At 41.5% G+C, this 14,015-nt stretch carries 14 protein-coding genes; 6 read left to right on the top strand and 8 right to left on the bottom strand.

Annotated elements, in window-relative coordinates; all coding sequences use genetic code 11:
- Nucleotides 1-28: 28 nt before the first annotated feature.
- The gene (locus N8A89_RS13735; protein ID WP_281543284.1) at nucleotides 29-2,527 is read right to left on the bottom strand and encodes an ABC transporter permease; all 2,499 of its coding nucleotides are present in this window, start codon (nucleotides 2,525-2,527) and stop codon (nucleotides 29-31) included.
- Between the two features lie 47 nt (nucleotides 2,528-2,574).
- Nucleotides 2,575-3,264, bottom strand: a complete 690-nt coding sequence (locus tag N8A89_RS13730) for an ABC transporter ATP-binding protein (protein WP_281542756.1) — start codon at nucleotides 3,262-3,264, stop codon at nucleotides 2,575-2,577.
- Between the two features lie 61 nt (nucleotides 3,265-3,325).
- Here N8A89_RS13730 and N8A89_RS13725 point away from each other — a divergent pair, with 61 nt between their 5' ends.
- Complete coding sequence (locus N8A89_RS13725) at nucleotides 3,326-4,045, top strand: arylesterase (RefSeq protein WP_281542755.1); 720 nt, start codon at nucleotides 3,326-3,328, stop codon at nucleotides 4,043-4,045.
- Here N8A89_RS13725 and N8A89_RS13720 read toward each other — a convergent pair.
- The 3 genes from N8A89_RS13720 to N8A89_RS13710 all read right to left on the bottom strand — a co-directional run bounded on the left by N8A89_RS13720 (nucleotide 4,042) and on the right by N8A89_RS13710 (nucleotide 5,790).
- Entirely contained in the window at nucleotides 4,042-4,278 is a 237-nt protein-coding gene (locus N8A89_RS13720; RefSeq protein WP_281542754.1) for a hypothetical protein, read from the bottom strand. The two genes, N8A89_RS13725 and N8A89_RS13720, sit on opposite strands and share 4 nt — an antisense overlap.
- A 391-nt stretch (nucleotides 4,279-4,669) precedes the next feature.
- The gene (locus tag N8A89_RS13715) at nucleotides 4,670-4,906 is read right to left on the bottom strand and encodes a hypothetical protein (RefSeq protein WP_281542753.1); all 237 of its coding nucleotides are present in this window, start codon (nucleotides 4,904-4,906) and stop codon (nucleotides 4,670-4,672) included.
- A 179-nt stretch (nucleotides 4,907-5,085) separates the two neighbouring features.
- Nucleotides 5,086-5,790 (bottom strand): peptidoglycan DD-metalloendopeptidase family protein, encoded by a 705-nt coding sequence (locus N8A89_RS13710; protein WP_289644472.1) that lies wholly within the window; start codon nucleotides 5,788-5,790, stop codon nucleotides 5,086-5,088.
- An 82-nt stretch (nucleotides 5,791-5,872) separates the two neighbouring features.
- On the opposite strand from N8A89_RS13710, the gene msrA reads away from it, so the two are divergent.
- The 5 genes from msrA (at nucleotide 5,873) to N8A89_RS13685 (ending at nucleotide 11,437) form a co-directional block, all read left to right on the top strand.
- Nucleotides 5,873-6,562, top strand: a complete 690-nt coding sequence (msrA, locus tag N8A89_RS13705) for a peptide-methionine (S)-S-oxide reductase MsrA (protein ID WP_289644471.1) — start codon at nucleotides 5,873-5,875, stop codon at nucleotides 6,560-6,562.
- Between the two features lie 74 nt (nucleotides 6,563-6,636).
- Nucleotides 6,637-8,028, top strand: a complete 1,392-nt coding sequence (locus tag N8A89_RS13700) for a 3-keto-disaccharide hydrolase (protein ID WP_430682003.1) — start codon at nucleotides 6,637-6,639, stop codon at nucleotides 8,026-8,028.
- Between the two features lie 6 nt (nucleotides 8,029-8,034).
- The gene (locus tag N8A89_RS13695; protein ID WP_289644470.1) at nucleotides 8,035-9,363 is read left to right on the top strand and encodes a Gfo/Idh/MocA family oxidoreductase; all 1,329 of its coding nucleotides are present in this window, start codon (nucleotides 8,035-8,037) and stop codon (nucleotides 9,361-9,363) included.
- Between the two features lie 26 nt (nucleotides 9,364-9,389).
- On the top strand, nucleotides 9,390-10,580 hold the full coding sequence (locus tag N8A89_RS13690; protein WP_281542750.1) for a Gfo/Idh/MocA family protein: 1,191 nt from the start codon (nucleotides 9,390-9,392) through the stop codon (nucleotides 10,578-10,580).
- Between the two features lie 122 nt (nucleotides 10,581-10,702).
- Nucleotides 10,703-11,437, top strand: coding sequence for a sugar-binding protein (locus N8A89_RS13685; protein ID WP_281542749.1), 735 nt, complete (start codon nucleotides 10,703-10,705; stop codon nucleotides 11,435-11,437).
- On the opposite strand, the gene N8A89_RS13680 is transcribed toward N8A89_RS13685, so the two are convergent.
- Genes N8A89_RS13680 through N8A89_RS13670 form a run of 3 tightly spaced genes read right to left on the bottom strand, consistent with a single transcriptional unit; the run spans nucleotide 11,438 to nucleotide 13,977 of the window.
- Nucleotides 11,438-12,892: a hypothetical protein gene (locus N8A89_RS13680; RefSeq protein WP_281542748.1), complete on the bottom strand. Its 1,455-nt coding sequence runs from the start codon at nucleotides 12,890-12,892 to the stop codon at nucleotides 11,438-11,440. It lies immediately after the preceding gene.
- On the bottom strand, nucleotides 12,864-13,451 hold the full coding sequence (locus N8A89_RS13675) for a hypothetical protein (RefSeq protein ID WP_289644469.1): 588 nt from the start codon (nucleotides 13,449-13,451) through the stop codon (nucleotides 12,864-12,866). Before N8A89_RS13675 ends, N8A89_RS13680 begins: the two co-directional genes overlap by 29 nt.
- Nucleotides 13,435-13,977, bottom strand: a complete 543-nt coding sequence (locus tag N8A89_RS13670; protein WP_289644468.1) for an RNA polymerase sigma factor — start codon at nucleotides 13,975-13,977, stop codon at nucleotides 13,435-13,437. The genes N8A89_RS13675 and N8A89_RS13670 overlap by 17 nt, the downstream gene beginning before the upstream one ends.
- Between the last annotated feature and the right edge of the window lie 38 nt (nucleotides 13,978-14,015).

Genomic DNA, 14,015 nt, shown 5'->3' with positions numbered 1-14,015 from the left:
ACTAAGATACTAAAAGAAAAAAGCTAAATCACTTCCCCTCTTTCCGTAAGACCTGTAAAGGTGGACTGTTCAAAACACTCCTACTATTGGACAAACCTATGAGCAATACCAACAAGGTGATACCGGGAAGTACCACCAAAAAGGGAATCAAAGAGGGCACAAAAGGCGTTTCAAAGACAAAAAAGGCCAGTAACTGGCTACTTACTAGGGATAATAAAATACCCACGCCGCTACCCAAAATACCAAGATACAAATACTCCAAAGCCGTTATTCTCAGGATTTGCTTCCTATGGGCGCCCAAGGTCCTAAGCAGCACACTCTCCTTTATGCGCTGATATTTGCTGTTCCGTACCGAGCCAATAAGGACAATGATACCCGTAAGGATACTAAAAAATGCCATAAAACTAATCACCCATGAAATCTTGTCCAGAATACTTTCTACGAGTGTCAACACTTGTCTCAAATCCAAAATGGACACATTGGGAAATTTCCGTACCAATTCCCGTTGTAAGTTAGCCGAGCTAGCCTTATCGGGCGCGTTGGTGGTCATGACATGGAATTGTGGTGCATTCTCCAACACCCCGGTTGGGAAAACCACGGAGAAGTTAAGTTGCATCCTGCCCCAATCCACTTCACGGATGCTACCGACCACGGTTTCCATTAACTGACCTTGCACATTGAACAACAAGGTATCCCCTACTACAACCCTGGCATCTCCCGCCACATTATCGGATAGGGAAATAGGAATGGGTTTCGTTTTATCCACTTTAGGATTCCAAGTGCCCGAAACCAATTTCTCCGAAGCAATCAAAGAATCCCTATAAGTTACCCGAAACTCGTGACTTAGGATCCATTTATTAACTCTAGAGGTAGTGTCCAATCGGATATCGTTTACGCTGCGATCCTTTATTTTTTGGAGTCGCATCGTAATAATGGGTATGTTATTGAGTATGCGCAAACCTTTTGGGGTGATCGTGTTGGCCACGTCCTCCTTTTGTTGGGTCTGAATATCGAACATGATGATGTTCGGACTTTTTTCGTTCGATTCGATCTGTGCCTTGGCGAGCAGGAAATCCTTCGTAAAATAGAGCGTGCTGATCAGAAACGTACCAATACCAATGGCCAGGATGAGGACAGCGGTCTGGTTGTTGGGTCTAAAGAGGTTCAACAAGCTCTGCCTTGCCGTAAAACTCCAAGATTTAGGAAAATAACGTTTTATCAATCGCATAAAGAGAATTGCAACCCCGGCTAGAATAGAAAATGTGACCAAAATTCCCAATACAAAGCTCAGGGCGTATTTTAGGTTTCCTAACAACCAAAGGGCAAAGAGAAATACAAACAGGATAATGCTAACGATGACAACAATTTGTGCGGCCCTTGACTTGGTGCCCAGATTTTCCTGTACCCGTAGCACCTGTAGTGGCGATACGTACCAGGTATTGATCAATGGCGATAAAGCAAAAAGAACCGACATGAGAACACCCAATACCAGTCCCATGAAAATGGCCTGGAAAGAAGTACTTATCTCTACTTGAAAGGGTAAGAATTCCTGAAGGATGAACGGAAAGGATTGCTGTAACACTAAGCCCACTGCCGTCCCTATAATACCGCCTACCAAGCCCATTCCCACAATTTGAATTAGAAAAATAAGGAAGGTCTGCTTACGAGTTGCCCCTAGACATTTAAGCACCGCTACCGCCCTTAGTTTTTCTTTGATATAGATATGAACGGAGCTTGCAATCCCCACGCAACCCAATAAAAGGGCTATAAAGGCTACAAGGTTCAGGAATCGGCCTACGTTTTCGTACCGCCTGCCCAAACGTTGGCTGGTATCCGTATGGGTATCCAAGTCGGCATTTTGTTCATCCAATAAGGGGTCTATCTCCTTATTCAGCTTTTGTAAGTCGGCCTCGGGAGCTTTAAAGTAATAGTTGTATTCCAACCGACTCCCTTTTTGAAGCAGACCGCTAGGCTCCATAAACTCAAAGGGCACCATAACGGGAGGTGCTACGGATGTACCTATACCCGTACTACCTGGCGCGGTAATCAAGGAACCGATAATCGGAAAAGTCAGATTGCCCAATTTAACACTATCCCCCGGTTTTAAATCGAATTGAAGCATTACCGTGGCGTCTACCAAAGCACCACCTTTCTTTTGGTAATTTTGGGCGGCTTCCAAAGGCTCTGTTTCCAGTTCACCGTAAAACGGAAAATTACCTTCCACGCCCCTAACCTGTACCAACTTCGTCGCCCTGTTTTTGGAAAAGGCCGCCATTGAGGCAAATTTGACCTCCTTAGCATTGGCCCCACCAAGGGAATCCATAATAGCCACAACCCGTTCATTGGCAGGCTGGTTACTATCAATTAGATAATCGGCTCCCATTAAAGCCTTCGACTGAAGGCCAATATTCTCTTGTAGGTTCTGGCTGAAGGATTGTATGGATACCACGGCAGCGATACCTAAGATGATGGACGCCATAAATAGCAATAATCGCTTACCACTTGCCTTGCCATCTCTCCACGCCATTTTAAACAACCAACGAATAGGAGTCTTTACTACATGTATAAAATCGCTCAAGATGCTTGGGCTGTTTCGTTCGCAATAATTTTTCCTCCCTTTAACCGCAAGACATGTTGGTTTAAACGTGCAAGATCCAAATCATGGGTCACGATGACCAAGGTCGTCCCCATTTCCTTATTCAGGTTAAACAGCAGCTTGATTACTTTTTCACCCGTTTCCTCGTCCAGGTTTCCCGTAGGTTCGTCCGCAAACAGAATGGCGGGTTTATTGGAAAATGCTCTTGCCAGTGCCACCCGTTGCTGCTCCCCACCGGAAAGTTGGGAAGGATAATGGTCGTGCCTATCCCCCAAACCTACTTTCTCAAGTAATTCCATCGCATCTTTTTGTGCGTTCGGAACTCCTTGGAGTTCCAAGGGTACACTTACGTTCTCCAAGGCCGTTAAAGTGGGTAGCAATTGAAAATCCTGAAATATAAAACCTACTTTTTGATTTCTTAGCAGCGCCCGTTGGTCTTCGTTCAGGGAGCTCAATTCCCTTCCACACAGTTCAACGGAACCCTCATCGGACCGGTCAAGGCCCGCACACAGGCCTAAAAGTGTTGTTTTTCCACTACCGGATGGCCCCACAATGGCAAAGGTATCCCCCGCATTTATATCGAATGAAATGTCATCCAATACCGTTAAATTCTTGGAACCGCTCGTATAGGTTTTCTTCAGGTTGCGGACGTTTAATATCTTTGTCATAAATCATTTGCTACAAGCAGGCAAAATAAAGAAATGATTTTGATTTCTAGCACCCTACACTATGCACAAAGTATTAAAGTTTAGTTATTTTTTGGCAGTATTCTTCTTATTAAGCTGTGGTGAAAACCCGAAAGAAAAGGAAGTAGAAACAACCACGGAACAAGGAACGACCTTAGCGGATGAGGAAATAGTAGACGATAATAAGGTAATCCTCTTTTTTGGCAATAGCCTTACCGCGGCTTACGGATTGGATACCGAGGATGGCTTTCCCAACCTTATACAACAACGTTTGGATTCCCTAGGTCTGAAGTATACCGTCATAAACTCTGGCCTTAGTGGGGAAACCACTTCTGGTGGATTAAACCGTTTGGATTGGGTCTTGAATCAGGACGTGGATGTTTTTGTCCTGGAATTGGGTGCCAATGATGGTCTTCGTGGAATCCCTTTAAAGGAAACCAGAAATAATCTTCAGGAAATGATAGACTTGGTCCGGTCAAAAAATGAGTATACCAAAATAGTTTTGGCGGGAATGCAAATTCCTCCGAACATGGGGCAAGCCTACACCACCGAGTTCAGGAATATCTTTCCTAGTCTTGCGGAAAAGAATGATGTTTATCTTATTCCGTTCTTACTGGAAGGGGTTGCAGGGAACCCGGAGCTGAACCTGGAAGATGGAATTCATCCCACGGCTGAAGGTCAACAAATAGTGGCTGAAAATGTTTGGGACGTTCTAAAAGAAGTCGTGCTACCTGTTGAAGAAACAGAGATGGCACTTGATTAAACCAACTTCGCATCCCTTTTTCTTGTTTTAAAGGTTAACGCCCTTTTTACCCGGGAGTTCTTAAGTACAAATACTCCGGCTAGGGTCGGACATTCGGACTTCGCCACATTTGTGGTATCAATACTTTGGACAACGGGCATGGTCATCGTCTTCACTTTGGGTTGTTCACTATCCTGTGCTTGGGCAAAGAATCCGGCACAGATAACTAGAAATAAAAAAAGAATGGCACGCATAGTAGGTTAATTTGGGATAATGATAACTATCACTTTGCGCTTTTCATTTGATTTGAATCGATAAGTGGAATGGTTTTACCGATGAATTACCAAATATTCGATGAGCTACACGTTTTGAAACTCATTTTCCTACATGTGTAGTTGTTTTTAATCTGATATTTTAAGCAGTTCATCGATTTAATCAGTTATTTCCTACATACGTATATGGATAACTGAAAAGGAAAGTCGGAACTAGCTACCAACTAGTCTAATTATCTCTTATTACTTCTAACGTAAACCAATGCATATTTTCTTGTGGGCTGCGGGGCTAAAGACAAAATAACAGTTTCAATTTTAGTGGCTATGATGTGAATGATAGAATTTCTCATGGGTTTTGATTTTTGGGTTTGTATTAAGCCATTTTAGCGGCGTTTCTCTTCGTGTAAAAAGAAAGCTCTTTTTTTACTCTGGCATTTTTAAACTTGTACAACCTAGCAACTTCCGTCTTGTTCTCCAAGTTAAGTTCGTAAGCGGTTTCGGTAACGATGGTCATTTCAACCGTCTCCACTTTAACATCGGTAGTGTTATTCTGAGCCTGGGCTGCAGTTCCGATGAAGAAGATAAAGAAGATGGTTGCTATTGTTTTCATGACTTGCGTTTGTTACACTATTATAACTCGCACAAGTGTATTTTACGGGGTGGTCATTCGCTGAAAAACACGTATTACTCGGTATCCGGCATCAATTTGGATAAAGTGCAAAAATCCATCGATTAAATACACGACACCTAAATACCACTTACCGAAAAAAGGTGTGGATAAACGGTAAATCAGCTCCCAATTTTGAGTAGGAGATTTGGGTCGGGACAATTTTCACGGTAAAAATCCAAGTTTTCATGAGAACAAACACCGGGATAGTCTCCAAAAAAATCCCCTAGGTCCTTTATGATTTGAAAATGGAGATGAGGCGCATAGTTGACATTGATGTCGGGAGTGCCCAAAGTAGCCAATACATCACCCTTTTTAAATTCCCTACCAATAGTCAACCCCTCCAAGGATGATAAGGATAGATGACCATACAAAGTGTAAAAGATGATATTATCGATTTCATGCTTCAATATAATGGTAGGACCATAATCTCCAATATTAGCATTGTTTTTAAAACTATGTACTACACCATCAACGGGGACCATGACTTTTGTGCCGGCAGCGCACCAGAAATCAATGCCCAAATGAATGTCCCTACGACTCGTATTTCCATCAGAAAAATTGGCTTTGTCGCCATATAAATTGCGCTTTTCCAAATAGCCGCCATAGGCAATCTTACCACCTTTCGACTGAAGAACCCTCTCAACATAAGATTGGCAAACCTCTGGGTCCGCAATATTTAAAAGTTCCAAGTCTGGATTATTTACGGATAAATCTATTGGAACATAACTTTTCAAAGGAAGGTTGGCATCCAGTATAGGAGTTGGTCCATTGGAGTATGACATTATTTTATCCTCAAAAGTCTTCATACCGTAAAAATAGGGCATGAATCCATTTCATTAACACTTTTTAACCCTTTCTGCCGTAAGTAGTTTGTAAATTGCCTACCAATTGCTAAAAGAGAAAATAATGAAACACATAAAATTAACGGTTTTGACCATGGTCACCGTTTTCGTTGCCAGCTGTCAATCCTCCCCTAAAAAAAGTACTACTGCCGAAGCCACCAATATGGAAGTGGAGGAAGTAGAAAAACTTAGTCCACAGGAGTTGAGTAAATATGAGACCGCTTATTTTGCAAGTGGTTGTTTTTGGTGCGTGGAAGCTATTTTTGAAAGTGTCAAAGGAGTCAAAGAAGCTGTTTCTGGTTATTCCGGAGGTGAGGAAGAAAATCCCACTTATGAAATGATTGGTTATGGAAAGACATCACATGCAGAAGCTGTAGAAGTCTATTATGATCCAGAAGTGATTTCTTTCACCGCCTTGGTACAAGTATTTTTTGGTTCCCATGACCCTACTACGTTAAATCGCCAGGGGCCTGACCGTGGTACACAATACAGGTCCATAGCTTTTTATAAAAACGAGGAAGAAAAGAAAATCATTGAAAATTATATTCAGGCTTTAAAAGATCAGAACGTTTATGACGGTGAGCCAATTACCACCGAAGTGACCAAATTTGAAAAGTTTTGGAAAGCAGAGGAATACCATCAGGATTACGAGAAAAAGAATCCAAACAATTCCTACATCCGCAATGTATCCATTCCACGGTTGAACAGGTTCAAGGAGAACTTTGGTGATTATTTAAAAGAAAACGCCCACTAAATTGTCTCGCCATAAATTAGTATATTCAAGCGTCCGTAATGGACGCTTTTTTATTGTGCAATTTTTTAAAATTTATGATGACCGAACAATTAAAACCAAAATTGAAACTGCTCTTGGGTGCTTGTGCTAGCGTGCTACTCCTTTTGAGCTGCAACCAAGAACCAAAAGATGATACGCCATGGATTAGCCTATTTGACGGCAAGACATTAAACGGTTGGACGCAACTGGGTGGGATTGCAAATTATGCGGTAAGAGATAATAGTATCGTTGGCACCACTGTTCATAACACCCCCAACTCTTTTATGACCTCGGAAAAAAAATACGGGGATTTTATACTGGAACTGGAGTATAAAGTTGATTCTAGCATGAATTCCGGGATACAAATTAGGAGTAACAGTTTTCCGCACTACCAAGATGGTCGTGTACACGGGTATCAAATCGAGATAGACCCATCGGATCGTGCTTGGAGTGCAGGAATTTATGATGAAGGCAGGCGAGGTTGGCTACATCCATTAACGGACAATCCCAAAGCGCAGGCAGCTTTTAAACAGAATGATTGGAATCATTACCGCATTGAGGCTATAGGTGATACCATTAAAACTTGGATAAACGATGTGCCGGCAGCCTATCTCATCGATGATAAAACTGCAGAGGGTTTTATTGGCCTCCAAGTTCACAGTATTGGCGAAAATCAACAAGAAGGAACTGAAATTATCTGGAGGGATATCAAAATTCTTACCGATAGCCTTTCCAAATATTCACGTAAAAGCCCCTTGACTCCGGTAATTACTAAGAATTCCTTGGGCACAAGTGAGCTGGAGCAGGGCTGGGAAATGCTTTGGGACGGAAAAACTACCGCAGGATGGAGGGGTGCCAGATTGGATGAATTCCCGGAAAAGGGTTGGGAAATAAATGACGGGGTTCTCACCGTATTGGCATCAGGTGGAGGTGAATCGGAAGCTGGCGGGGATATTGTCACAAAAGAGAAATATGGTGATTTTGAATTAAAATTGGATTTCAGGATTACTGAGGGCGCCAATAGCGGTATTAAGTATTATGTGGATACAGATCTGAACAAAGGACCAGGTTCCTCCATAGGCTTGGAGTATCAGATTTTGGATGATGCCAGACATCCCGACGCCAAATTAGGAAACCATGAAGGTAGTAGAACTGTGGCTTCCCTATATGACCTCATAAAGGCGGATGAGAACAAACACATGAATCCGATTGGGGAGTGGAACACAGCCCATATCATATCAAAAGATAATCACGTGGAGCACTGGCTGAACGGGATGAAAGTTTTGGAATATGAACGTAAAAGCGATGATTTTAAAAAGCTGGTTTCCGAAAGCAAATATGAAAAATGGCCCAATTTTGGCGAGTCCGAAACAGGACATTTATTATTGCAAGATCATGGGGACCGTGTATCTTTTAAAAACATAAAAATAAAACCTATTACAAAATAACCTGGCATGAACACACGAAGGCAATTTATTAAAAAAACAGCGGCAGGAACAGCGGTGGTAACCTTAGGAGGCTTAGTGCTCCCACAAAAATCCTTTGCAGGAATATTAGGGTCCAATGACCAAATCAATTGCGCCGTTATTGGAGTGCGAAGCAGGGCAAAAGCCCATGTAATGGCAATTCATCAGGATGCCAATGCCAAAATACTTTATAACTGCGATGTAGATGACACTATCATTGAGGAGCATAACAGTTGGTGCCAAGAAAATATAGGTTATGTCCCAAAAGTGGAAAAAGACTTTAGGAAAATTCTTGAGGATAAGGATGTTGATGCCATATTCATTGCCACTCCCGAGCACTGGCATGCCCCCATGGCAATCTTAGGGCTACAGGCGGGGAAACATGTGTATGTGGAAAAACCGTGCAGTCATAATCCTCACGAAAACGATTTGTTGGTTGCCGCACAAAAAAAATATGGCAAAAAAGTGCAAATGGGTAATCAGCAACGTTCTGCGAAGACCTCTATTATGGCCATAAAGGACATAAGGGAAGGGATTATCGGAGATGTATACAAAGGAGAAGCCTATTATTCCAACAATAGGGGCTCCATTGGCATCGGAAATCCTATTGAAGTCCCAAGTACCTTGAATTGGGAGTTATGGCAAGGACCTGCACCAAGAAAGCAGTATAAGGACAACATACATCCCTACAACTGGCATTGGTTCCGAAATTGGGGAACCGGAGAAGTCCACAACAACGGCACTCATGAAATAGATATCGCCCGTTGGGCCTTGGGCGTAGATTTACCTGAAAGTGTAACCTCTTTTGGAGGCAAATATACGTACGACGACGATTGGGAGTTTGTGGATAATCAACAGGTTACTTATACTTTTCCCGATGATAAGTTCATTACGTGGACGGGACATAGCCGCGGTATGATGAAACCAGAAAGACCTGGGCGCGGAACTACTATCTATGGAAGCAGGGGCGCTATTCAATTGGACAGGAATTTTTATAGGCTTTTTGACCTGCAAGGAAATCTATTAAAAGAAGAATTGGAAGGTGCGGAAAGCGCTACCACAAATACGCGTGGCGAAGGTGGCTTGGATGTAAATCACGTAGGCAATTTCTTTGATGCGATTAGAAGGGATACCAGTTTACACGCCGATATAAACGACGGAAGTATCTCCACTATGTTATGTCATTTATGTAATATGGCCCAAGATGCCGGTGAAACGTTAATTGTGGATACGGCAACCGGAAAAGTATTAAATAACGACGAAGCCATGCAGTCATGGAAACGCGAATACGAACCGGGATGGGAGCCAAAATTATAATAACTACATAAGAATCCCTATAAAATATGAATAGGCGAAATTTTGTGATTAAAACGGGTCTGGCTACGGTCGCTACCGTCTCCACCAACACCCTATTGGGCGGCACATTTAGTACTAAAAGTCCATTGGAGACTTTAAATATTGGTGTCATAGGTACCGGAGATAGAGGTGGTGGACTTATTCCGTTTATCAATCAAATTGAAAACCTACAAGTGGTGGCTTGTTGCGACAGTTTACCCTTTAGACTGGATAACGGACTTCAAAAAACCGAGAGAAAGGCTGAAGGGTATAGAGATTATAGAAAACTATTGGAAAATCAGGATATCGATGCGGTATTGATAGCAACACCGTTCAATACCCATTCCAAAATTGCAATGGACGCTTTGGATGCCGGTAAGCACGTATACTGTGAAAAGACTTTGGCCAAAGGTTTTTTTGGTATTCAGAATTTGGTCGACACGGCCAAGAACATCCATAAAACATTTCAAACGGGGCATCAATACCATAGTTCTAGACTTTACACCCATGTGGTAGAACTTATAAAAGATGGTAAAGTCGGAAATATTACGGCGATTGAATGTCAATGGAACCGAAATGGGGACTGGCGCAGACCGGTTCCTAGTCCAGAATTGGAGAAAGCAATAAACTGGAGAATGTACAGGGAATTTTCCGGTGGCCTGGTCGCTGAACTCTGTTCACACCAATTGGATTTTTCCAACTGGGTATTAGATTCAGTCCCGGAAAAAGTTATGGGTGTAGGAGGAATCGACTACTGGAAGGACGGTAGGGAAACCTATGACAATGTGCACCTACTCTATACCTATTCCAATGGGGTGAAAGCAAAATTCACCTGCCTTACCAGTAACGCACTGGACGACTATAAGATTAAAGTTATGGGAGATAAAGGCACTATCATTTTGGATTACGTTAAAGCTTGGTTCTATCCAGAAGGTAGTTATAAAAAGGAGCTGGGAGAGGTAGATGGCGTTTCTGGCGCCACGGTTAATTGGGAGCAGGGAAAAGGAATCCCCATAGAAGTAAATCATTCCGACCCTAGCAAACAGGCCTTATTGGACTTTAGGACAAGTGTTCTTAACAATACGGAACCCCTGTCCAATCTACGCACAGGTGCCAAAACCGCGGCTTGTGTACAAATGGGCTTGGATGCCATGCATCAGGAAAAGATAGTTTATTGGAATAAAGATTTAATAGTGTAATACAACCCCATATAAAATTTGAAATTTCCCATGTGTATTTTAGTTGTGATTTAAGTAATAAAAAACCTACATGAAATTGGAAATTACTATATTTAATAGCGCAAACCCCAAATTTGTGACTTATGAAAAAAGGTTTTTCTACGCTTGTAGCTCTACTATTCCTATGCTGTAATTCTGTAAAAAAGAAAGAAGATACTTCAATCCTGGAGGTTACCTACATTGAAAAACCGCCCAATCTAGATGGTAAGGCTTCTGAAAGTTTTTGGAGTTTGATAGATTGGAATCCCTTAGATCAAAATTGGATCGGGGGACCATATGATTACGATGACTTTAACGGAAGGTATAAACTTGCATGGAACGAGGAGGGACTCTATTTTTTGGTCGAAATTACCGATGATATCCTGCTGGATAAGACCGAAGATCCTTTAAAACTGTGGTGGAACGACGATTGTCTCGAAGTTTTTGTGGACGAGGATAATAGTGGGGGATTACATCAATATAGTCATAATGCCTTTGCTTACCATGTAGCGCTTGATGGGAATGTGGTTGACCTGGCCCCTGATAAAACTCCAAAATTATACAACGATCACGTAACATCCGTTCACACGACTACGGACAACGTTACTACGTGGGAACTTGCTATAAAGGTTTTTGATGAAAATTTTGTTGAGGGAACCAATGTTGAACCTGTAACCCTTGTACCTGATAAAAAAATCGGATTTGCCCTAGCGTATTGTGATAATGATACGAGTACGGAAAGGGAAAACTTTATTGGTTCTGTTTTTGTACCAGGTGAAGATAAAAATCAAGGTTGGATAAATGCGGATATATTTGGGACATTAGTTCTGAAAAAATGATTATTGTACTACTACATCACTATAATCTGCCGTGATGACAATGGAACGATTACTGCCTGATTTTAGATGAAATCCCTTATGAACCATTGTACTTCCATTTTTCGTTTGGTTTAATTTTAGTCCGACCGGGGTGCTCAATTCGGAGGAATTCCCTTTTACATATATTGCCGTAGCTACGGAAGGTAGCTCAAAAGTAAGTTCGGCATTTTTCAAGGAGACATCCATTTCCTCAAAATCGTTTCCTATGGAACTGATCTTCAGTGGTCCGAAATCGTTCCTAATAAACGCCTTTTTCAATAATTTATCAATGGTTACATCTGATGACGTTGCCCTTAATTGGAGGTCCAAGACCTCGGCCAGCGATACATCTTTAGAATATTTAGTCTGCAACTGTCCGTAATTCCATTTTTGGACTTTTACAGGGGAATACGATGCAGAGACGTTAGTTTGGTTACCTTCTATTGTTGTGGCCCAAAGGCTTGAATGCGACAAGGTCGCATTCAAGTTTCTAGTGTTTTCCGCCAATTTTACCTCGCCATGGCGCACGTTCATTTTAAGACGGGTGGACTTGGGCATTTTTATCTTTATCATCTTTTTTATTTTGTAGTTTTTACTTTCTCCGTCCGTGGAAAAGTAAAAAATGTTTGGAGCTGTGCGTAAGCTATCCCTTTGATAGAACAGTGCTCTTGCCGAATCCCTAGTTACCCTCGCTCGTGCTCTAACTTCCGCCATCCTAGCTCTTTGTTCGGCTCTTTCTGCAACTCTCTTTTCCATCATTTCTTCACGCTTCTCCATCATTTCAGCCTGTTTTTGTTCACGTTCTTCCAAACGTTTCTCAAGCTCCTCTGCACGCTTCTCCATGCGTTCGCCCCACTCTTCCAACCGCTTTTGATACTCTTTATCGAAGCTTTTTTCAAAATCCTTTTGCCACTTCTTCATATATTTTTCACCATCCTTCTTATAAGCTTCATAATCAAATTGAAACCCTTTGGTCATTGGCAAAGGTGGCATTTCAGCAATCTCGGGAAAAGGGGCTATTTCGGGCATTTCCATAACGAAAGATGAAACTTCAGGAATTTCAATATCATAATCCCCGAAATCGAAATCAAAATCGCCATGATTGAATAATCCCCTGCTCCTTGATCTGGAAGTAATTTCAATCTTCTTGCTGTTCCCTAAAATTTCAATAGGGTCATTATTAAAATAGGAATTGGCCTCTTCTTCAGAAGCGCCCTCCAAAGTAACGGTTGCCGTAATTTCCACTACGTCCTTGTTCCAAGTTTCAAATTCAATATCCGCATAACTAGTGTTAATGTCCAGTACTGCATCCTCGGCAACCGTAAAACTCTCCTTGAATGTTTTGGTCTGTTTCTGACCCAACGCTGCAAACGTTGCGATAAAAAATCCTAGCGCAATGATGAATTGTCTAGATGCTATTTTCCGTGATCTGTTCATTTTTTGATGATTTTAATTGATTTAACTTCTTTTTTAACTTCTGCAGTAATTCTAATCGTAATTGTAAATTCTGTATCAAAGCCGCTATGGTCTGGTCATTGGGGCCTAATTCATTTAACTCCTTATTTAAATCCTTATATTCTTGATTTAGTTCGGATAACCGCTCCATAAAACTGTCCACCAAGTCCTTATTTTCTCCCGATACCTCTAGACGGGACAATTCCATATTGATATTGGCAACGTAGAAATTTTCAACCTTTCGCAAGTCGGGTGAAAGATCTCCGAAAGAAAAACTTTCCTCTTTAGATGACTCTCTATGGGTATCAACAATAATCGTAGGTATCGTTTCTTCCTTGGTGAGTCCTTGATACCCCAGAAAACCGAGGGTCGCTACCAATAAAATACTTGCCGCTATTTTTAATAAGGGTAGTGAAGACTTTTTACGCTGCGGTAGTGTATTATCCAACCGTTGCAAAAAACGCTCTTCATGGCCTGGCTTTAGTTCATACTTTCGTTCTTCCCGCTCTTTTTCAAACAATTTTCTAAGATCCTGTCCCATATTGCTTTTTTTCTAATAGTACCTTTAGTCGGTGTTTACCTCTTAATAATCTAGTTCTACACGTTGTTTCCTCGATTTGCATTACCTCTGATATTTCCTTATGGTCAAACCCTTCTACCAAAAACATCATGACCACATATTTGTATTTATCCGGTAATTTTTCAATGGCTGCCTTTACATGATCCAATCCAATTTCCTCATCAACTGTCCAATCATCATTTTCAACGGGCTGCATATAATTTTCTTCTAAGGGCACCATATTTTGTTTTTTCGATTTTAAAAAATCGATGCTCTTATTCACAACTATCCTTTTTAACCAAGCTCCAAACGTTACCTCGCCCTTAAACTGATGAATTTTTTGAAAAGCCTTTATAAACGATTCCTGTAGCACATCCTCCGCATCGTCAGAATTCTTGACAAAGCGCATGGCCACCGCATACATTCCATCACAGTATTGCCTGTACAACTTTAGTTGCGCGCTACGATCGTTGATTTTGCATTTTTCTACAACATCAATTTGCAACATTGGGTTAGTTGGGTGTTTGTTTTTAGTAGTTGTTATTT

Origin of the sequence: Maribacter aestuarii, from assembly GCF_027474845.2 — a bacterium.
Lineage (GTDB): Bacteria > Bacteroidota > Bacteroidia > Flavobacteriales > Flavobacteriaceae > Maribacter > Maribacter aestuarii.
This window is presented reverse-complemented; position numbering and strand designations above follow the sequence as displayed.